This is a genomic window from Xanthomonas sp. WHRI 1810A (genome assembly GCF_040202885.1).
GTDB lineage: Bacteria > Pseudomonadota > Gammaproteobacteria > Pseudomonadales > Pseudomonadaceae > Aquipseudomonas.
In genome coordinates, this window is the sequence record NZ_JBEGED010000002.1 from 386,792 (window position 1) to 407,487 (window position 20,696).

A 20,696-nucleotide genomic window follows, 5' to 3' on the forward strand; every position below is an offset into this window, starting at 1 on the left:
TTGCCTGAAACACCTCGGTCGCCTGGTTTGATGACTGCTGCGCAGCCAATCGCTGGCAAGCCAAGCTCCCACGGCCTGAGGCCAGCATCAAAAACCGGACGCGGAGCGTCAGCCACTGCGTGCCCACGCAGAGCGTGGGCACGATCATCAAAGGCCACATTCGACACGATCCGCGTCTGCCCGAAGGGCGTGGGAGCGTGGCTTGTCCCGCGATCTGCCGGGCACCGGCAGTAAATCCGGCAGATGCGTTTTGCCTGAAACACCTCGGTCGCCTGGTTTGATGACTGCTGCGCAGCCAATCGCTGGCAAGCCAAGCTCCCACGGCCTGCGGCCAGGATCAAAAACCAAAACTCCACACGATCCACCTGGCGCCGTATTTGTGGGCGCTTCGCGTGCATGGTATGTTCCGTCGCTCACCTGCCCACGGCCCCTGGTGTGACCCGCCCCCAGCCCTGAGATCGCCCCCATTTCCGAGTCAACGTCTCCCCCCAAACCGCGCCGCCTGCCCAAAGGCGAGGTGCGCAAGCTCGAAATCATTCAAGCGGCGATGGTGATCTTCGCCCGGGATGGTTTTGCGGGTGCGTCGTTGACCAATGTGGCCAAGGTGGCGGGGCTGTCGCAGGTGGGGCTGCTGCATCACTTCCCCAACAAACTGGCGCTGCTGCACGCCGTGCTGGAGCATCGCGATCACTACATCGCCACGCGCTTGCAAGACGCCGAACAGGTGGCGTCGCTGGAGGGTTTTCTCGCGTTTCTCAACCGGATCATGCGCTTCAGCATTGAAGACGCTTCCGTCAGCCAGGCGCTGATGATCATCAACACGGAAAGCCTGTCGGTCACCCATCCGGCCCATCGTTGGTTCAGCGACCGCTTCAGCATTGTGCACGGCCACATCCAGGCTCAACTCAATGCGCTAATGGAGGCAGGCGAGATCAGGGCAGACACCGACGTCAAACAGGTCAGCGTCGAGATCGCAGGCATGATGGACGGCATGCAGATCCAGTGGCTTCGTTCACCTGAAGAAGTGCCCATCCATCGCGCGTTCGCCCGATTCCTGGAGCGACTGGCGGTGGACCTGGCACGACCGTAACGACGGCGCAGCGGGGGGGGAGGTGTCAGCGGGGATGGTAGAACGTGTGAGGCGCCGAACAGCGATCGGCGGCTATTGCAGCCGCCGATCGCTACCCATCAGTAAGCCTGTTCTGGCTTGACTTGCACTGCGTTGCGCAGCGGAACGGGAAGCGGGTTGGAATCACGCGTGGTCAGCTTTTCCGGGTACAGCGCCACGACGGTGCGATTGAGCGCGAGGTCTTCGGAATCCTTGCCCACCAGCACCTTGAACTTGCCCGGGTCGACGATCCAGCTCACCGTCTCAGGCGAGTAGTAGGCGAACGAACGCGAGTCCAGCGCGACGGTCACGGTCTTGCTCTCGCCCGGCTTGAGGTACACCTTCGAGAACCCTTTGAGTTCCTTTTCCGGGCGATCCACTTTCGGCTGCGAAGGCTGCACGTACACCTGAGCCACTTCAAAGCCTGCCTTGTCGCCGGTGTTGGTCACCTTGAAGGTCGCCTTGATGGTGGCGCCTGGTGCCAGCACGTTGCTCGACAGTTTCAGGTCGCTGTAGGCGTACGTGGTGTACGACAGACCAAAGCCAAACGGGTACAGCGGTTTGGTGTGCTTCTTGTCGTAGCCTCTGTAGCCCAGGTACAGGCCTTCGCTGTAGGTCATTTCAGTCGGCGGATTGGCGCTGCTGAAGTAGTACGGCACGGGGTCGGAGAAGGACGGGAAGCTTGGGTTGTCCTCGATCTTTTTATCCAGCGTGATCGGCAGTTTGCCGGACGGGTTGACCTTGCCATAGAGGATCTCGGCCAGCGCCTGACCGCCTTGCTGGCCCGGGAACCAGGCGTGCAGGGAGGCGGCGACCTTGTTGGCCCACGGCTGCATGTCCATCCCGCCGCCGCCATGCATCACGACGATGGTTTTCGGGTTGGCACGCTGCACGAAGCTGATCAGCTCGGACTGGAACTGTGGCATTTCGTACGGGTGGTCCAGGGACTCGCCTTCGTACTCGTAGTTGCTGCCGGCGGCGACCACCACCGCGTCGTAATCGGCCAGATTCGCCGGTGGACGCAACGACGCCCAGCTCATCTGCACGCCATTCATGCCGCCCAGCACCGGGGTGTAGTTGCCCTTGGTGCGACGGTATTCCAGACGGACGTTGTACTCGGTGCCGGCCTTCAGGTTGACCGTCTTGACCGTGCGCGGGACGACGGGGATCAGGTCGAACGACACCTGCTTGTCCTGGTCTTCCAGCACCAGCTCATCGTTGATCCAAAGCTTGTAGGCGCCATCGGCCCGGACTTTGAACACTTGCGGGCCGGAGATGGTCGGCTTGATCTTGCTGGTGAAGCGTGCGGAAAACGCGCCGGCGGCCGGGTTGTAGCCGCTGACCGTGGTGCTGCCGTTGTCGGTGACGTTGTTACTGGTGACCCAGTTCAAATTCACGCCCGGCTCGACGCGGGTCGCCACCGGATCGCCCGACAGCGTGGTGTTGGCGTAATACTCGGCTTTCACACCGGCGTTGCTGATCGCATTCTTGCCCTTGGCCTGGCTCGGCTGGTACCAGACCGACGACATGGGGTTGAGGCTCAACGCCGGCAGGTAATCCACCTGGGTGCTGCTGGACGCCAACTGCTTGAGACCGCTGAGTTCGGTCACGTAGCTGGAAGGCACAGAGTACGGCGTGCCGAACGGCGAAGTCGGCGGTTGCACGGCCAGATCGCCAATTACGGCAACTTTTGCGTTTCTCGGCAGCGGCAGCAGAGGTTTGGCCCCGTCTACCGGTTCGTTACGCAGCAGTACGATCGATTCCCGGGCGATGTTGAGCGCAGCGGTCTGACCGTATTCGGTGTGCGCCAGGGGCTGTGCTTTGTTGACGCCCTTGTCGAAACCGTAGCTGACGAGGGCGCGCAGGTTGCGGCGGGCTTTGTCGTCGATCACGCTCTGGTGCAGCTGGCCGTTCCAGACGTAGGGCAGCAGCTTGGCTTCGGTAAATTGCAGGCCGCTGGGCATGTCGATGTCGGTGCCGGCCCATGCACCCTTGAAGGCGTCCTGAACCGAGTTGAAATCGCTCATCACGTTGCCCTGAAAACCCCATTGGCCTTTCAGGATGTCGGTGATCAGGTGGTGGTTTTCGCAGGCGTAATCGCCGTTGATCTTGTTGTAGCCGCACATGACCGAGGCGACATTGGCGTTTTTCACCAGCGATTCGAAGGCGGGCAGGTACAGCTCCTGCATGGAGCGCTCGTCAATCTTGACGTTCAGGTAATGACGGTTGGCCTCCTGCTCGTTCATCAGGAAATGCTTGGCGGCGGACTGGATGCCCTGAACCTGAATACCGTTGGTGACGGCCGGTGCCAATACCGCGCCGAGGAACGGGTCTTCGCCGCTCATGTACTCGCCTGCACGCCCGTTAAACGGGGTGCGGTACAGGTTGACGGCGGGTGAAAGCATCTGCTGACCGCCCGCGATGCGGGTTTCGTAACCAATCGCCAGGCCGAACTCCTTGGCGCGGTTGATGCTCCACGTCGCCGCAAGGGCTGACGGGGACGGGAATTGCGCGCCAAAGGTCTTGCCGTTGACCAGCACGCCCATGGACGAATCGTAGGCGACCGTACCGTTGAGGTTGAACTTGTCCAGTTTCGGAATCATTCGCCCGTCATCGACGCGGGAGAAGTTGATCTTCTCCGACTGCGACATATTGTCCAGCATCGCGCCAACCCGCGCTTCGACTTCATTACCTGTCATCGGGGTGACAGCCAGTACGGCGCTCGCCTGAGAAATGCTCAGTGCGAGCAGGCTCAGGCCAAGGCCTTGTTTGATCAGGGACATGCAGCTACTCCTCGTTTCGTTCAATCAGTGCAGTGATGCGTTGCGCGTCAACCGACGGCTTATTTGCTGTCATTGCCTTCGGGGGCATCGTCGGTGGCGATCGGCGCGTCGAGCACCGGTTGCGCACCGCCTGTGTGCGGAGTGGCGGCGGCATCCGCGCCGGTGATCTGCTCGCGCTTGGCGTCAACGTCCTGATGCACGTCGCTGGAAGTGGCAGGCAGGGGACTGGCGTTTTGGGCGGCTGACACGGACAACACGGTAAAGCCCATCAGCAAACTGGCGGCAAGGGGCAGCAAGCTTCTAGCCATTGGGAGTATCTCCAAATAGAAAAGGGGAGTCAGGCGGTAACACCGGCAAGCAAGCACGGAGCCGGTTGCGGGTATTAAGGCCATATAGTGAATGTAAAAGTTATGGGAGGGTAATGATTTGATTAGTAAAAGCCGTTAAAAGTCTTGAATCTTGGTTATCTCGGTCTCGTTATTCAGCTAAGAACGTGTGATAAATGTCCTTAAATTCTATAATAGTAGAATTTTAAGCCGCGAAAAAAAAGTTTATCGCTATTATCCGTCTTTTACGTATTACAGAGTACGCGCTCTGTTTTCGATGAATTTTAACTCTGTTAAAACATGATTTCTGAAGGGTGAAGGCCGTTTTGATATCAGCTTTCCCTGCGCTGAACTGAAGCTTTGCCCCGCAGAACTGCAGCGCTCTGAACGCAGGCATAACTGAATTAAACCAATAAAACGGTGCACAGTTAGTTGACGTCAATAAACAGGAAGGAATGGCTACCCCAAGCTTGAGAGCGAGCGTGTTGAAGGAAACTGCTCGCCGCTTCACAGGCGTCAACGCGTTGCCGAGGCGGCGGACGCGGGGTGTCAGGCACGACGCCTCGCGAATACGTGGGCACCTGCAGTTTTGGATAAGCTTTCCCGCAAATCGTATCTATTTGGGTGGATCGCGCCCATGCTGCCGCATCGGTCTCATTTCTGAGGCTGACCAAGGTTGATGGAATCATGGGCTCATTTGGCAGTCGGTTAAGACAAGAACGAGTGAGCCACAAGCTCACGCAGAGGGCACTGGCTGAATTGGGCGGCGTGCAGCCCAATGCTCAGGGTCATTACGAAAGTGGCTTGCGCCTCCCCAAAGTGGACTACCTCCTGGCCATATCGGAGTTGATCGATGTGGCGTATCTGATCACCAGCGAACGGTGTGTCACCGACCCGTCCGACCTCACCCATAACGAGCAAAGCATTGTGGCGACGCTGCGGCGAATGACCCGGGAAGACCGCGCCGGCGTCAACCAGCTATTTGTGGTGCTCGGTCGCCATATCCGATAAGCCAGCTCAAGCCTCGACGTGCTCCAGAGAGGGCACGCGATTGATTCCAGGACCGAACACTCATGCGCCTTTCCCGCCTCATCATCGAGAACATCGAACCCATCCTGCAGGAATGGGAAGACTTCGCCCAGACCATGGCGGTCCCTGACAAGCCGTTGGACGCTACCGCACTGCGTGACCACGCGCAGCGGATGCTGAGAACCATCGCCGCTGACCTGGGTACCGAGCAATCGTCGCGCCAGCAGGTCGATAAATCCCAGGGCCGAGGTCCCGCGGCTGACGGCACGGCCGCCGAGTCCCACGCGATCACGCGGCTGGTGGCAGGCTTCTCCATCAACCAGATCGTTTCTGAATTCCGGGCGTTGCGGGCCAGTGTGGTGCGTCACTGGATGGGCCAGATCAAAACCGGCGCGACCTTTGAAGTGGATGACCTGATTCGCTTCAACGAAGCCATCGATCAGGCGCTTGCCGAGTCCATTGCCAGCTACACCGACGCGGTGCAGGCCTCGCGCAATATCTTTCTCGGCATCCTCGGCCACGACCTGCGCACGCCGCTGAGCGCGATCCTGTTGGGCGCCGATGTGCTGTTGCGCACCGACGACCTGGGCGAGCGGGCGACCAAGATCACCTCCAAGATCTACGCCAGCGTCAAGCGCGCCAACCAGATCGTGGGCGACCTGCTGGACTTCACCCGTTCCCAGGTCGGCCCCGGCATCCCGGTCAAACGCGCGCACCTGGACGTTGCGCCGGTGTGCGAGCGCATCGTGGATGAATCGCGCACCGTCCACCCCGAGGCTGACATCCGTTTCCAGGCATCAGGCGTGACCGAGGGTGATTTTGACGGCGCTCGCCTGGAGCAGGCGTTCTCCAACCTGATCGGCAATGCGGTGCAGCACGGCGCGCGACACGCCCCGGTGGTCGTCTCGCTGGAGGGCGGCGCAGACGCGCTGGTGTTCAGCGTGCACAACGATGGCCAGCCCATACCGGCGGAGGTGCTGCCGTCCATCTTCAACCCGATGGGCCGCTATTCGCCCCATGCCGCCGTCGAGCAGGGGCCGCTGGCCAGTCTGGGGCTGGGGCTGTTCATCGCCGCCGAGATTGCCACCGCCCATGGCGGCAGCATTGAAGTGTCATCCACGACCGAGTCGGGCACCGTGTTCAAGGTGACACTGCCGCGGAGCCTGACCGCGGCCGAACCTGCCTGACGACGGCCCTCAGCCCTGGACGGCGTCGGCGGTGCGATCCCTGACGATGCGCTGCAGCAACGCCGACAGTTCTTCCACCGAATACGGTTTGCGCAGCAACTCGAAGCGCCGCAGATCGGCTTCATCGGGGTGGGCCAGTTCCTGGGTGTAGCCGGTGGTCAGCACCACCGGCAGCCATGGGTACAGAGTTTCAATTTGCTTGAGCAACTCGACCCCGCTCATGCCCGGCATGGAGATATCGGAGAACACCACCTGAAAGCTGGCCGGGTGGCGTTCCAGTGCCTCCAGCGCCGCCAGGCCGTTGGGCACCCACATCACTTCAAACCCCATCTGTTCCAGGGTCTGCGAGATGTAAATCCCGATGTCTTCGTTGTCCTCGACCATCAGCACGCACAACGCCGAACCGGACAGCCCCGACGGCTGCGCCTCGTGTCGGGTCTCCACCGATTGCTCCTGGACCCGGGGCAGGTACAGGGTGAACGTACTGCCTTGGCCCAATTCGCTCTGTACCACCACTTCGCCATCCGACTGCTTGGCGAAACCAAAGACCTGCGATAACCCAAGGCCTGTGCCTTTGCCGACGCCCTTGGTGGTGTAGAACGGCTCGAAAATTACCCCGAGCTTTTCAGGCGGGATGCCGGTGCCGGTGTCCGTCAGGGAAATGGTGATGTAGTCGCCCGTGCGCAGCGGGTGTGAACGCACCGAGGGCAGGCTGGTGGCGCTGGCGACCGTGATGGTCAGCTGCCCGTCGCCGGCCATGGCGTCCCGGGCGTTGACCACCATGTTCACCAGGGCGGTGTCGAACTGGCTGCCGTCGGCGTTGATGAAGCAGGGCTCGTCAGGCGTCTGGATCGTGACCCGGATCCGGGCGCCCGTCAGGCTGTCCATCATCTCGCCGACGTGCAGCACGTTCTGACTGACGTTGAACACTTCCGGGCGCAGGGTCTGACGCCGGGCGAAGGTCAATAACTGGCTGGTCAGGCGCGCCGCGCGGTCAACCGTGGTGGAGATGGCTTCCACGTACTTCAGGCGGCGAGGCTCGGGCAGGGAAGCGGGCCGCAACAGCTCGGCGCAGGACTTGACCACCGTCAGCAAGTTGTTGAAGTCGTGGGCCACGCCCCCGGTCAACTGCCCGATGGCTTCCAGCTTCTGGGATTGGCGCAGGGCTTCTTCCGAGCGACGCAGCGCTTCCTTGGCGTCCTCTTCGACCTGGATGTCGCGGCCCACGGCATGGATGAAGTCTTTGTCCGGCACCGCCGACCAGGCAATGACCCGGTAACTGCCATTGGCGTGCCGGTAGCGAATCTTGAACCCGAAAAAGCTTTTGCCGGTGCGCAGTTCGTCCATGGCTCGCCGGGTCTTGGCCCAGTCTTCGGGGTGGATGAGCGCCGCGATGGAGGTGTTGATCAGCGCGTCCTGCTCGTGGCCCAGCAGCTGAGTCCAGGCCGGATTGACCGCCGATATCTGCCCGTCGAAGCTGACGATCAGCATCAGGTCGGCGGACAGGCGCCAGATGCGGTCCCGGTCCTGGGTCTGCTCGATCACCCGCTGTTCCAGGGACTCGTTGAGCGTGCGCAGCGATTCCTCCGCTTCGCGCAAGCTGGTCATGTCCCGGGAGACACACAGGATTTTTTCGGGCTTGCCGTCTGTGCCGAAGATCGGGCTGACCTGCACGTGCCACCATTTCAGGGTGCCACCAAAGGTCTGCGCCGCCCCCATGAACGAGGCGTTGTGGCCAAGCCTGGCCTGAGCGACTGCCGCCCTGGCGTCGGCGTTGCCCTGATCCTGCCAGAAGTCCGGCCAGGGGCAGCCGCGAATGGCGTTGAAATCGGTGACCTCCATGATGCGTTGCCCACCTTCGCTCATGAACGTGAGCCGGGCGTCCAGGTCCAGCACTTTGATGCAGTCGTTGAGGCTGGCCAGAACCCGGTCGGTGAAGGCTTCGTGCTCGTCAAGACGCTTTTCGGTCCGGATGTGCTCAGTGGTTTCGTCGACCTGGCAAAACAGGCCCATCACCCGGCCTTCGTCGTCATACAGCGGGCTGAACGACAGCGACCACCATGAATGCTCGCTGCGGCCATTACGGCTGACGGTCAGAAACTGCTTGTTGATGCGAACGCTTTCACCGCGCCAGGCCTTGTCGGCCAACGGTGATATCTCACGCCAGGCGGTGCGCAGCACGTCGGTCACCGGGCGCCCCAGCACATGGGCGGGGATGCCCGGCAGCACGGCGCGGAAGGCATCGTTGAAAAATAGCAGGCGCTCCGGGCCCAGGACCAGATAGACGCTGTCTGCCGCGTTGAGCATCAGGCTCATGGTGGTCAGCAGTGCGGGAGACCAGGTGCTGCGGGCGCCGAGGGGAGAGCCGGACCAGTCTTTTTCCCGCAGCTGACGCCCCATCTCGCCGCCGCCTCGGGGCAGGTCGATGCGCGGAGCGCTACCCGGTGTTACTTCAATATCCAGCATGACGCCCCACAACTCTTTGCGAATGGCGTGCATGATGTCATCACGGCCAATCACCGCACACTCACTCATTCGAATTGATGTAACCGTCTGTCGATGAGTGCGTGGTTCAGCGGGGGAAGCGCTTCTCGGGCGTCTGTTTGCGCCGTTTCAACCGGCCCGGGCCGGCACGATGGTCAGGGCGTCAGCGCGCGGGTCATAGGCGGTTGCCATGGCCGGCGCCGGGTTCACCGCCGGGTCGCCTCTTTGCACCACGTCGCTGATGAACTGGCGCAGCCACAGGTGATGCGCCTCGTTGTGCCGGATGTTGTCCCAGACCGTGAAGCACCTGAACGAGGGCACCGCCAGCGGCACCGGGCACACGGTCAGGTTCATCATCCGCGCATAGGTGATGGCGGCGAAGGTGGGCAGCGTCAGGACGCCTTGGCTGGCGGCCAGGGTCGACAAGGCGCCGGCGAAATGGCTGAACGAAGCCATGACCTTTCGGCTGCGTCCCGCGCGCTCGAACATGTCATCGATGAAGCCGCGTCGGCCATCGTAGGACACGCGCACATGGCTGGCCTCGAAGTAGTCCTCCAGCCCCATGGGTGCTTCGTCGCCATCCGGTCGCGGCCGGTACAGGCATGAGTAGGACGAAGAAAACAGCACCTGCGAGGAATAGCGGGTGGTGAAGTCCTTGGGTTCGCAGCACAGCACCAGGTCCATGTCCGGGTCCTGCAAGGCCTGTTTCCACAACGAACTGTTGGTCTGGTGAAAAGCGAAGCTGACCCCCAGACCACTGGACGCGGCGGCGCTGACGATCTGCGGCGCCAGATACGCCTCGATGTCGTCCGACAGGCCGATGTTGAACACCTGGCTGGATTGCTCGGCGCAGAATTCAAGCTCGCCGGTGAGCAGCCCGGAAATCGACGTCAGCGCCTGCGCGATGGTGGGCGCCAGCAGCATGGCCTTGCGGGTCGGTTGCATGCCGGACGGGGTGCGGACGAACAGTTCGTCATCGAAATGCTCGCGCAGGCGGCGCAGGGCCGAACTGACGGCGCCCTGGGTGACATGCAGGACGGCCGAGGCCCGTGTCGCGCTTCGCTCGGTCATCAGGCAATGAAAAGTGAGCAACAGGTTCATGTCGATGCGGGCGATATTACGTACGTTAATCCGGGTCATCTTTTCTAATCGTTTGTCAGGCGGGCTTCATCGTTCCTAGGCTTGGCCCATTACCAGCGCGGTCAGGGGTTATCCAGTGGACACGACACATCAGGCATCAAGCCGCAGCAAGTTCCATTCCAGCCAAAGCGTAGACATGCGCAAGCGTGCCGTGGCGGTGGGCATCGGCAACTTCATGGAATGGTTCGATTTTGCGATCTACGGCTACTTTGCCGCGATCATCGGCACGCTGTTCTTCCCGTCCAGCGCGCCGGGGGTGTCGCTGCTGTCATCGCTGGCCGTGTTTGCCGTGGGCTTTGTCTCCAGACCCTTTGGGGCGTTGATCCTCGGCCCCATCGGCGATCGCTTTGGCCGCCGGGCGGTGCTGATCATCACCGTGTTCGGGATGGGCATCTGCACCACGTTGATCGGCCTGCTCCCGGGTTACGCCACGATTGGCATCCTGGCGCCGGTGATGCTGATCGCGCTGCGCTTCATACAAGGCATGATGGTGGGCGGCGAATGGTCCAGCGCCGGGATCTACATCGTTGAAAGTGCCCCGGCCAACCGCCGGGCCACCGCAGCGGCCGTGATCACCGGCACCGCCGGCTGCGCCTTCCTGTTCGGGACGTTCACCGCGGCGGTGCTGTCGAACGTGCTGACCGATGAGCAATTGATTTCATGGGGCTGGCGTCTGCCCTTCGTGGCCTCGATCATCATGACCGGGATCGCGATCTACATCCGTCGTCGGCTGGGCGACACACCGGTCTACGAGGCGATGGTCCGGCAGCGCGGCACCACGACGGTGCAAGCGCCGTCCGGAGCGGTCAAGCGCAACGCGTTTATCACCACGTTTGCCTTCTCCGCGCTGTTCGGGGTTTCGCTGTATTTCTTCATCACCTACGCCAACAACCACTTGGTGACCACGGTCGGTTTGCCGAAAAGCACGGCGTTGTGGCTATGCAGCCTGGCCCTGGTGATCTACTGCATTGCCCATCCGATCATCGGACGGCTGAGTGACGCATTCGGTCGCCGCAAACTGCTGTTGGGCGCGGCGGCCGGGCTGACCGTCCTGGCCTATCCGATCTTTGTGCTGCTCAACACCGGCAACCTGTGGGCGATCCTGTTCGGGCTCACGGTGCTCGGCATTCTGGTCGCCATCACGGCGGTGATGGACGTGGTGCTGCTGGTGGAGATCTTTCCGGCGTCGATCCGCTCCACCGGCGCCGCCCTCGGGCACAACCTTGCGCTGGCCGTGCTGGCGGGCCCAGGACCCTTTATTGCCGCTGCGCTGGTTCGCGAAACCGGCAACCCCGACGTCCCGGCGTGGTACCTGGCCGGCGTGTCACTGGTGTGCCTGCTGGTGCTGTGGCGAACCCTGCCTGAAACCAAAGACAACGACATCAGCAACTATTAGGAGAACACGTGATGCGAGTAGCAGTGATCCAGGCGGCATCCATCCCTCATGACCCAGCGGCCAGCACCGACAAGGCTTGCGACATCCTGCGCCGGGTCGCGGCCCAGGGTGCGACGCTGGCGGTATTCCCGGAGGCGTTCATCGGCGGTTACCCCAAGGGCCTCGGTTTCGGCAGTGTGGTGGGCAACCGCAGCCCGACGGGCCGGCAGCAGTACAACGTTTATGTCGAAGGCGCCGTGACACTGGACGGCCCGCAGTTGAATACGCTGTCGGCCTGCGTCGATGAAACCGGGGTGACTGCGGTTGTGGGGATCATCGAGCGTTTTGGCCGTACCTTGTACTGTACCGCCGTGACCCTGGTTCCGGGACGGGGTGTGGCGGGTTATCACCGCAAGCTCATGCCCACCGGGCAGGAGCGGATCATTTGGGGCTTTGGCGACGGTTCCACTCTCGAGGCGGTGCACACCGACATCGGCGTGCTGGGCAGTGTCATCTGCTGGGAGAACTACATGCCGGCGCTGCGTCAGGCGATGTACGCCCAGGGTGTCGAGCTGTATTGCGCGCCCACCGCCGATGACCGCGTCTCCTGGCCCAGTTCGATGGTGCACATTGCGCTGGAGGGCCGGGTCTTTGTGCTGTCCGCCTGCCAGGCGATCAAGCTCAACGAATACTCGGATGAACACCGGGCCGCCTTCGAACTCGACTTCAAGGGCGATGACTACATCATGCGCGGCGGCAGCATGATCGTCAGCCCCCTGGGGGAAGTGCTCGCCGGCCCGGTGCATGACTGCGAAACCGAACTGTACGCCGACCTGGACATGACGCTGCTGAACAAGGGCAACCAGGACATGGACGTGTGCGGCCACTACGCCCGCCCGGATGTCTTCGAACTGAAAGTCAACGTCAAGCCGATGAAGGCGGTGAGTTTCGAATAAGGGGCAGGGCGTTTAGCCATCGCAACCTTCGTCCCTCGGCAGCGCCTACAGAGAATACGTGCCCGCCGCAGGACGTGGTGGGAGGGAGCTTGCTCGCGATCAGCGCTGCGCCGCAGTTCAACCGTGGGAGCGGACCTGTCCGCGAAGAGGGCGGTACATTCGACGCACCTCGGCAGGATGTGCGAATGCTTTCGCGGACAGGTCCGCTCCCACAGGGTGATGTGCACGTCGGGCATTAATCTTCCAGCAGCGCCCGGATCGCCGCTTCAACGAACGCCCGGTCTTCGGGCTGGGCGGTGGCGGAGGGGTTGCCGGCGCGGTGGCCCCAGATCGAGGGGATGGGTTTGAGGACGGCGTTTTTCAGGTGCGCCATCTCCGCGATGTTGTCGTCGGTCTGGAAATACAGGTCGTGGTCGCCGGGCATCAGCAGGGTTTTGGCCTTGATGGCGCTCAATGCTTTCGGCAGGTCTGAGCCGTACAGGTCGTTGGCGCTGATGTCGCCATGGCGCCAGGTCCAGAACATCGCCAGCAGGTCGCTGGCGTCACGGCGCGAGAAACTGGCTTCCCAGTTGTTGATCAGAAAATCCTCCAGCGAACTGGCCCCCAGCACACGCCATTTTTCCTCACGAAAGAACGTCTGCGACAGCGCCCAGCCGGCGTAGATGCGCCCCATCGCCCGCAACCCGCGAACCGGGCGAGCGGTGAAGGCGCCATCGTTCCAGTGAGGGTCGGCTTTCAAGGCGTGTTCGATGCCCTGGATGAACACGCTGTTGTGCGGGGAACAACGGGCCGCGCCACAGACCACCGCGATGCGCTCCACTGCGTCGGGGAACAGCGCGCCCCAGTGATAAGCCTGCATCGCGCCCATGGACCAGCCATAGACCAACGCGATGCGCTCGATCCCCCAGAGCTCGGCGAGCATGCGCTTTTGCACCTGCACGGCGTCGTAGAACGTGACATGGGGGTAGCGGTCGCCGGTGTCGGGCCACGGTGTGTTCGACGGCGAACTCGACAGGCCGTTGCCGATCAGGTTGGGGATGACGATAAAGTAGCGCTCGGGGTCCAGTGCACCGCCGGGCTGGATCATGTGCTCAAGGTCCGGATGCTGAGCGGCGTAGGACGTCGGGTAAACGATGACGTTGTCTTTGTCGGCGTTCAGACGGCCGTAGGTTTTGTAGGCCAGGGTCAGGTTGCGGAATGTGCGGCCTGATTGCAGCACCACGTCGCCGGCGGCGAAGGTCGAGTAGTCCAGTTCCATGTTCAGGGCTCCGTATTAAAGGGAAGACAGGGGCGAGCGTGCGTGCCAGGGGGTCCGCTGCTCAAAGGCGGCGCCGACCCGGTACAGCAACGCTTCGGAAAACGGCCGGCCCATCAGCTGCATACCCACGGGCAGCCGGTTTTCCAGCGCACCGCAGGGCAGGGTCAGCGCCGGCAGCCCGAGCACATTGGCCGGGCGGGTCAGGCGGGTGATTTCATCGAGAACGGTCATCATCGCCGGGCCACCGTTGACGTCCACATCGCTCAAGCGCGGGGTGGGCATCGACAGTGCCGGTGCGAGCAGCACATCGCAAGCGCCAAACACGTCTGAACAGAACGCTTTGAGCATCACGCCGCGCAGCCGTTGTGCGTCCAGGTAATCCTGAGCCGTCGCGCCCAGCGCCACTTCCATCCGCCCACGGGTCTGCGGGCTGAGCTGCTCAATGTGCCCACGCAGGTGCGCGCCGTGCAGGCTGATCACGTCACCCCAGTTGAGCAACACCCCGGCGGCGTTGATGGCGTCCATCTCGGCAGGCATCGGCACGCTGACCAGTAGCGCCCCGGCGTCAGCCAGCACGGCGCTGGCCTGAGCCAGAATGCGCCCGATCGCGCCATCCAGATGGCGGTCGAAATAGCCGCTGGGCATGCCGATGCGCAGCCCGGCCAACGGTGTTTCCACGGTGGGCGCTGCGGCGCTGCTCAGGTAATTGCCCGGCGGGACCTGCCCAAACGCAAGCGTTGCCGGGTCCCGGGCATCGCTCCCGACGATCAGAGACAGCAGCAGCGCGTTGTCCTGCACGTTACGGGTCAGCGGGCCGACGGTGTCCAGTGACGACGAAAGCGGCATGCAGCCAAAGCGCGAGACCAGCCCGTACGTGGTTTTCATCCCGGTGACACCGCACAGCGCCGCCGGCATGCGCACGGAGCCGGCGGTGTCCGAACCCAGCGTCCCGAACGCCATGCGCGTCGCCACGGCAATGGCCGACCCCGACGAAGAGCCGCCGCTGATGTAGTCGCGGTTCCAGGGGTTGCGCGCATCGCCGGTCCAGGCGTTCTGGCCGGTGGGACCGTAGGCGAATTCGGTCATGTTCAGGGTGCCGAGGCTGACCGCCCCGGCGTTATCGAGGCAATCGAGCACCTGGGCAGTGACCGGCGCCTTCCAGTGCTCACGCAACTTCGAGCCGCAGGTCGAGACCTGTCCCTCACGGTAGAACATGTCCTTGAACGCCAGGGGTATGCCGGTCAGCGCGTGAGTGCAGCCTGCGGCCAACAGGTCATCCTTGGCGCGGGCCTGGCGCAAGGCACTCTCGTCATCGAAACGGATGAACGCATTGAAATCCCCTTGCAGGGCGTGAGCCCGGGCCAACGCGGCTTGGGTCAGTTCTACCGATGACACCTCGCGCGCAGCGAGCGCGGCGCGGGCTGCAGTCAGGCTCAGGTCCAGCGGATCGGAAGGAGCGTTCATTGACCAGGCTCCGGCACATGACGGGCAGCCAGCAACTCGCTTTCGAAGGACGGCGCGTCGTCGAACGACAGGCGCGGACGAATCCGGGCGAAGGCTTCCAGTCGCGGTCGCACGGCCGAGGCGATCTGCTCGGCGCGCTGGTCGGTGATGGTCAGCCCCGCGCGGCTGGCGTTACCGAGAATTTGATCGATCAGGCTGGTGGGCATCAGGTTGTCCCTCACGAATGGACGGGTTGCGTCAGTTGCACAGAGAGGTCCGCAAGCAAGCTTTCGGTCTCAGTGCCGGCCGGTTGCGGCCCACGACCCAACAACAGGTCCGCAGCCTTTTCACCAATCATCATGCTCGCCGCACAGGTATTGGCCGAGGGGCTGCTGGGGATGACCGAGGCGTCGGCAATGCGCAGGCCGTTGAGGCCATGGACCCGCAGTTCGTGATCGACCACTGCCATCGGGTCGCTGGCCGGCCCCATCTTCGACGTGCCTACCAGATGTTGCGCCGATCCGCCGTAGCGACTGGCGAAGGCCAACACGTCCTCGTCGCTTTGCACGCTGGCGCCGGGCAGCACTTCCTCGTCGAAATACTCGCGCAAGGCGGCGCTGCGCAGCAGTGTGCGGGCCTGGGCAATCCCTTTGAGCAACAACGCGCGATCCTCCGGGTGCGACAGGTAATTGGCCTGGATGAGTGGCGCTTGCAGCGGGTCCGGCGATTGGGCGTGGACGTGGCCACGGCTCTTGGGACGATGGACCCAGACGCCGGCAGTCATGCCGGCAAAGCTGTCCAGCTGGCCGATGGAGCCTTCCTTGTAGCTGGCCGGGGTGAACACGCCTTGCAGGTCCGGCCGGCTGGCGGTCGGGTCGGTGGAGGCGAACCAGTGCACCAGCGACGGGCTGACCGCCAGGAGGCTCGGGCGCCCCAGTAGCCAGCGCAACACCTCGCGCACCAGACGCGGTCCGCGACTGATCTCGTTGATGGTGGCGATGCCCTTGACCCGGGCGACGACGCGCACCGAGTAGTGATCACCGAGGTTTTCCCCGACGCCGGGCAGGGCGTGACGGGTGGCGATGCCGATTCGCTCCAGCACGGCCGGAGAGCCAATGCCCGACAGCTCCAGCAGCTTGGGCGTGTTCAATGCGCCGGCACACACCACCACTTCCCGTCGCGCCTGGACTTCGCCAAGGCGGGCAGGGTCGCGGGCGTTCATGTAGCGCACGCCGGTGACGGTCTTGTCCTGCATCAGCAATTGGACGCTCTGCGCGTCGGTCAACACGGTCAGGTTCGGGCGGGCGAGGGCAGGGCGCAGAAACGCGCGGGACGTGCTGGAACGCCAGCGGCCGGCAATCGTGCGATGGAAATAACCGACACCGGCCTGCTGCGCGCCGTTGTAATCCTCGTTGCGTGGTAGTCCGGACGCATTGGCCCCGGCGATGAAGGCCTCGGCCACCGGGTGATGCCATTGCAGGCGCGACACGCCCAGCAAGCCATCGGTGCCGTGGAATTTACTGTCCACCGGGCCCAGATGACGTTCGCTGCGCTTGAAGTACGGCAGCACCTCGTTGTAACTCCAGCCGGGATTGCCCTGGGCGGCCCACTGGTCGTAATCCTGGGACTGGCCCCGGTTGTAGATCATGCCGTTGATCGACGTAGTACCGCCCAGCGTCCGGCCCTGAGGCAGGTTGATCGGGCGATTGGCCGTATGGGCGGTGGGCTCGGAGCGAAACTGCCAGGTCCACTTTGGGTCGCCGATGACTTTGATGAAGCCCGCAGGAATACGCAGCCACGGCGACGTATCCGGCGGGCCGGCTTCCAGCAGGCAGACCGACACCGAAGGGTCCTCGCTCAGCCTGTGGGCCAGGATGGCACCGGCGGCGCCCGCGCCAATGACGATAAAGTCGAAGGTAGTGGTATTCAAGGATCTTGACCCGATAGGGGCCAGCGCGGTCCGTCGGACGGCACGCCGGCACAGGAAAAAAGGCGTCGCCCGCACTGCGTGAGTGCGGGCGACAGGCTCAGGGGTTCACACCGAAGCGCCGGGCTCAAGGGCGCGGCGGCGGTCCCATTCCTTGCCGGGCATGGCGTCGATCAGGCTTTGGGTATACGCCTGGGTCGGGTTGCCGAGGATCTGCTCGGGCGGCCCGTATTCCACCAGTTGCCCCCGGTGCATGACCGCCACCTTGTGGCAGATCTTCGCCGCGACCCGCAGGTCGTGGGTGATGAAGACCATGGCTACGCCCAGGCGCAGCTGGATGTCCTGCAGCAGGTTCAGGACCTGCGCCTGCACCGACACATCCAGCGCCGACACCGACTCGTCCGCCACCAGCAGATCAGGGTCCAGCGCCAGGGCGCGAGCGATGCCCACGCGTTGCCGCTGACCGCCGGAAAACTCGTTCGGGTAGCGGTCGAATGCGCTGGGCTCAAGTTCCACCAGGGCCAGCAGCTCCCTTGCGCGGCGCTCGGCCTGGGCCGGGGAGACGCCGTTGGCCACCGGCCCGTCCATGAGAATGCGCCCGACCTTGTGCCGAGGATTGAGCGAGGCGAACGGGTCCTGGAAAATCATTTGCAGCTTGGCGCGCTGGCCGCGAAACGCCTTCTGCGACAGCGGCACGATGTCCTGCCCGGCGAAGATAATCTCGCCGGAGTCCACACCCTGGAGCTTCAGCAGGCATTTGCCGATGGAGCTTTTGCCTGAGCCGGACTCGCCGACGATGCCCAGGGTTTCGCCACGGGCCACGTTGAAGCTGACGTTGTTCACCGCGTGCACCACGCGGCCTTTGCTGAACATGCCGCCGGTGACGTAGGTCTTCATGAGGTTGCGCACTTCAAGCAGCGGCGCCGGGTTATCTTCCAGCCGCGTCGCTTCGGGCTTGCCATGGGGCACAGCCGCGATCAGGCGCCGGGTGTACGGGTGCGCCGGGCTGTGCAGAATCTGCTCGGCGCTGCCTTGTTCCACCAGCAGGCCTTTTTCCATGACGATGATGCGGTCGGCGATGTCGGCCACCACCCCGAAGTCATGGGTGATGAACATCACGCCCATGCCCATGGACCGCTGGATTTTCTGGATCAGCGCCAGAATCTGCGCCTGGGTGGTGACGTCCAGCGCCGTGGTCGGTTCGTCGGCGATCAGGATGTCCGGCTCGAGGGCCAGGGCCATGGCGATCATCACCCGCTGGCGCTGCCCGCCGGACAACCGGAACGGGTAGACATGCTGCAGCGTCTCCGGATCAGGCAGCCCCACCAGGTTCAGCAACTCCATCACCCGCTGTTGGCGCTGGGCCGCGTTGCCCACCTGATGGGTTTCCATGACTTCGGCAATCTGCTGGCCGATGCGCATAGTGGGGTTCAGGGCCGACATGGGTTCCTGAAAGATCATGCCGATCTTGCGCCCGCGCAGTGCCAGCAGCTGGTCTTCGGTTTGCTGCAGCAGGTCGTTGCCGGCGAACAGAATCTGGCCTTGCTCCGGGCGCAGATAGTCCGGCAGCAAGCCCATGATGGCGTTGGCGCTGATGGATTTGCCCGAGCCGGATTCGCCGACGATGCACAGGATTTCGCCACGGCGCAGGTCGAAGGAAATGTCTTTTACCGCGTGGCTGCGCTCACCGTTGCCCGGCAAGCGCACGCTGAGCCCGCGAATGCTGAGCAGCGCGGCGCCGTCGTCGGTAACAGGCTCGATGTGGTCGGTGGTTGGGTTCATTGTTCACCCCGGTTGCGCAGTTGCGGATTGAGTGCGTCGCTCAGGCCTTCGCCGATGAGATTGATCGCCAGCACGGTCAGCAGAATCGCCAGCCCCGGCAGGATGCTCATCCACGCCGCTTCGCGCAGCATCGTGCGAGCGGCGCCGATCATGAATCCCCAGCTCATCATGTTGCGATCGCCCAGGCCCAGGAACGACAACGCCGACTCGGTGAGGATCGCGGTGGCGACCATCAGCGAGGCGGTGATGATGATCGACGACATGGCGTTGGGCAGGATCTGGGTGAAGATGATCCGGCTGGGGCGCAGGCCGATGACTACGGCGGCCTGCACGAACTCGCGCTGGCGCAGGGTCAGGAATTCACTGCGCACCAGGCGCGCCACCGGCGGCCATGACACCAGGGCGATGGCGCCGACGATGGAATACAGCGACGGGGTGAAGATCGCGACCAGCACCACGGCCATCGCCAGTTGCGGAATGGTCTGGAAGAACTCGGTGATGCGCATCAGCAGGTCATCGATCCAGCCGCCGTGGTAACCGGCGACCGCACCGATGGCCACGCCGACCACGACCGCAACGGCGGTGGACACCAGGCTGATGATCAGCGACACCTGGGCGCCGTAGGCCATGCCGGCGCCGATGTCGCGGCCCAGCATGTCGGTGCCGAGCGGGTAGGCCGGGTCCTGAAACGGCGTGAGCAGCGGCTCGGCCACCATCATCCACGGCGAGGCGTCGTATAACAGCGGCGCGCAGAGGGCGACCGCCACGACCAGGGCAAAGATCAACAGTCCGGCGACCGCGCCCTTGTTCTTCATGAATCGGCGGGTGAAGTCGTTCATTTGCCACCTTCAAATACGATGCGCGGGTCCACCAGGCGATAAACCAGATCGGTCAGCAGGTTGAAGATCACCACCATCGTGGAGGTGACCAGGAAGATGCCCAGCAACAGCTGATAATCGCGCTGCATCAGCGCGTCGAACATCAGCCGGCCAATGCCCGGCCAGCCGAACACGGTCTCGGTCAGCACCGCGCCCCCGGCCATCTGCCCCAGCTGGATGCCGGAAAACGTGACCACCGGCAGCAGCCCGTTGCGCAGGACGTGGCGACGGATCACCCGGGACGCGGAAACGCCCTTGGCCCGCGCGGTCTTGACGAAATCCATGCCCATCACGTCGAGCATCGAGGCGCGGGTCAGGCGCACGTACATCGCCATGTAGAACGTGCCCAGCGACAGGGTCGGCAGGATCAGGTGCAGCGCGACGTCCTTGATGTGCGCCCAGCCGTGCAGATCGACGCCCACGGTTTGCATACCGAAGGCCGGCAGCCAGTCCAGGTAGACCGAGAACAGAATGATCGCCAGCAGCGACAGCCAGAACAGCGGCGTGGCGTACAGCACCAGCGCGGCGGACACGATCAGGCTGTCGAGCCAGCGACGCTTGCCGGTGTAACGGGTTTTGGCCGACAGCACGCCCAGCAGCACGCCGAGGGTGATGGAGAAAATAAACGCGGCCACCATCAGCAGCAACGTCGCGGGCAGGCGGTCGAGGATCAGGTCCAGCACCGGCACTTTCATGCGGTACGAGAACCCCCAATCAAATTGCACCACGCCCTTGATGTAGGTCCACAACTGGGTCCACAGCGGTTGATCGAGGCCGAATTGCTCACGCAGACGTTCGACGTAAAGCGGATCGCTGGCACCGGCTTCACCGGCCATGATCGAAGCGGGGTCGCCCGGTGCCAGCCGGATCAGGAAGAAGTTGACGACGACTACGGCGAGAATCACGCCCAGTGCCTTGATCAGTTTTGAAAGCGAGTAAGTCAGTGTTTTCAGCACGCGGACACCTGCAGCAAAATCCCGGGAGCCCGTGGCCTCATCGGCGGCCACGGGCGTTTACCTG

Annotated in this window: 16 protein-coding genes; 5 read left to right on the plus strand and 11 right to left on the minus strand. The window is 63.2% G+C overall.

Translation table 11 applies throughout. The features are described 5' to 3' along the window. The first annotated feature begins 517 nt into the window (after positions 1 to 517). Positions 518 to 1,090 carry a TetR/AcrR family transcriptional regulator gene (locus ABQX22_RS05055; RefSeq protein WP_349797118.1) on the plus strand — a complete coding sequence of 191 codons (573 nt, stop codon included), beginning with the start codon at positions 518 to 520 and terminating at the stop codon, positions 1,088 to 1,090. 98 nt (positions 1,091 to 1,188) lie between these two features. Here ABQX22_RS05055 and ABQX22_RS05060 read toward each other — a convergent pair whose 3' ends face one another. Together ABQX22_RS05060 and ABQX22_RS05065 are read right to left on the minus strand one after the other, a co-directional pair. Continuing rightward, positions 1,189 to 3,891 carry a beta-glucosidase gene (locus ABQX22_RS05060; RefSeq protein ID WP_349797120.1) on the minus strand — a complete coding sequence of 901 codons (2,703 nt, stop codon included), beginning with the start codon at positions 3,889 to 3,891 and terminating at the stop codon, positions 1,189 to 1,191. A 59-nt stretch (positions 3,892 to 3,950) separates the two neighbouring features. Beyond that, complete coding sequence (locus ABQX22_RS05065; RefSeq protein ID WP_349797122.1) at positions 3,951 to 4,199, minus strand: hypothetical protein; 249 nt, start codon at positions 4,197 to 4,199, stop codon at positions 3,951 to 3,953. A 705-nt stretch (positions 4,200 to 4,904) separates the two neighbouring features. On the opposite strand from ABQX22_RS05065, the gene ABQX22_RS05070 reads away from it, so the two are divergent. Beyond that, complete coding sequence (locus tag ABQX22_RS05070; RefSeq protein WP_349797124.1) at positions 4,905 to 5,228, plus strand: helix-turn-helix domain-containing protein; 324 nt, start codon at positions 4,905 to 4,907, stop codon at positions 5,226 to 5,228. A 62-nt stretch (positions 5,229 to 5,290) separates the two neighbouring features. Continuing rightward, entirely contained in the window at positions 5,291 to 6,433 is a 1,143-nt protein-coding gene (locus tag ABQX22_RS05075; protein ID WP_349797126.1) for a sensor histidine kinase, read from the plus strand. A gap of 9 nt (positions 6,434 to 6,442) precedes the next feature. Here the strand turns inward: ABQX22_RS05075 and ABQX22_RS05080 are convergent, their stop codons facing one another. Together ABQX22_RS05080 and ABQX22_RS05085 are read right to left on the minus strand one after the other, a co-directional pair. After that, positions 6,443 to 8,953: a PAS domain-containing protein gene (locus ABQX22_RS05080; RefSeq protein ID WP_349797128.1), complete on the minus strand. Its 2,511-nt coding sequence runs from the start codon at positions 8,951 to 8,953 to the stop codon at positions 6,443 to 6,445. Between the two features lie 93 nt (positions 8,954 to 9,046). After that, on the minus strand, positions 9,047 to 10,057 hold the full coding sequence (locus ABQX22_RS05085; protein ID WP_349797130.1) for a LysR substrate-binding domain-containing protein: 1,011 nt from the start codon (positions 10,055 to 10,057) through the stop codon (positions 9,047 to 9,049). Between the two features lie 136 nt (positions 10,058 to 10,193). Here ABQX22_RS05085 and ABQX22_RS05090 point away from each other — a divergent pair, with 136 nt between their 5' ends. Together ABQX22_RS05090 and ABQX22_RS05095 are read left to right on the plus strand one after the other, a co-directional pair. After that, positions 10,194 to 11,453, plus strand: coding sequence for an MFS transporter (locus ABQX22_RS05090; RefSeq protein ID WP_349797132.1), 1,260 nt, complete (start codon positions 10,194 to 10,196; stop codon positions 11,451 to 11,453). Positions 11,454 to 11,464: 11 nt separating this feature from the next. Then, entirely contained in the window at positions 11,465 to 12,388 is a 924-nt protein-coding gene (locus ABQX22_RS05095) for a carbon-nitrogen hydrolase family protein (RefSeq protein ID WP_349797531.1), read from the plus strand. Positions 12,389 to 12,623: 235 nt separating this feature from the next. Here ABQX22_RS05095 and ABQX22_RS05100 read toward each other — a convergent pair whose 3' ends face one another. The 7 genes from ABQX22_RS05100 to ABQX22_RS05130 all read right to left on the minus strand — a co-directional run bounded on the left by ABQX22_RS05100 (position 12,624) and on the right by ABQX22_RS05130 (position 20,683). After that, a complete protein-coding gene (locus ABQX22_RS05100) occupies positions 12,624 to 13,646 on the minus strand; it encodes an alpha/beta fold hydrolase (RefSeq protein WP_349797134.1) in 1,023 nt (340 codons plus the stop codon). A 15-nt stretch (positions 13,647 to 13,661) separates the two neighbouring features. Beyond that, positions 13,662 to 15,110, minus strand: coding sequence for an amidase (locus ABQX22_RS05105; protein ID WP_349797136.1), 1,449 nt, complete (start codon positions 15,108 to 15,110; stop codon positions 13,662 to 13,664). Then, positions 15,107 to 15,316 carry a hypothetical protein gene (locus ABQX22_RS05110; protein WP_349797138.1) on the minus strand — a complete coding sequence of 70 codons (210 nt, stop codon included), beginning with the start codon at positions 15,314 to 15,316 and terminating at the stop codon, positions 15,107 to 15,109. Before ABQX22_RS05110 ends, ABQX22_RS05105 begins: the two co-directional genes overlap by 4 nt. Positions 15,317 to 15,327: 11 nt before the next feature. Then, positions 15,328 to 17,019 carry a GMC family oxidoreductase gene (locus ABQX22_RS05115; RefSeq protein WP_349797140.1) on the minus strand — a complete coding sequence of 564 codons (1,692 nt, stop codon included), beginning with the start codon at positions 17,017 to 17,019 and terminating at the stop codon, positions 15,328 to 15,330. Between the two features lie 105 nt (positions 17,020 to 17,124). Beyond that, positions 17,125 to 18,798: an ABC transporter ATP-binding protein gene (locus ABQX22_RS05120; RefSeq protein WP_349797142.1), complete on the minus strand. Its 1,674-nt coding sequence runs from the start codon at positions 18,796 to 18,798 to the stop codon at positions 17,125 to 17,127. Beyond that, positions 18,795 to 19,637: an ABC transporter permease gene (locus ABQX22_RS05125; protein ID WP_349797144.1), complete on the minus strand. Its 843-nt coding sequence runs from the start codon at positions 19,635 to 19,637 to the stop codon at positions 18,795 to 18,797. The genes ABQX22_RS05120 and ABQX22_RS05125 overlap by 4 nt, the downstream gene beginning before the upstream one ends. After that, on the minus strand, positions 19,634 to 20,683 hold the full coding sequence (locus ABQX22_RS05130; protein WP_349797146.1) for an ABC transporter permease: 1,050 nt from the start codon (positions 20,681 to 20,683) through the stop codon (positions 19,634 to 19,636). The genes ABQX22_RS05125 and ABQX22_RS05130 overlap by 4 nt, the downstream gene beginning before the upstream one ends. Positions 20,684 to 20,696 lie beyond the last annotated feature (13 nt).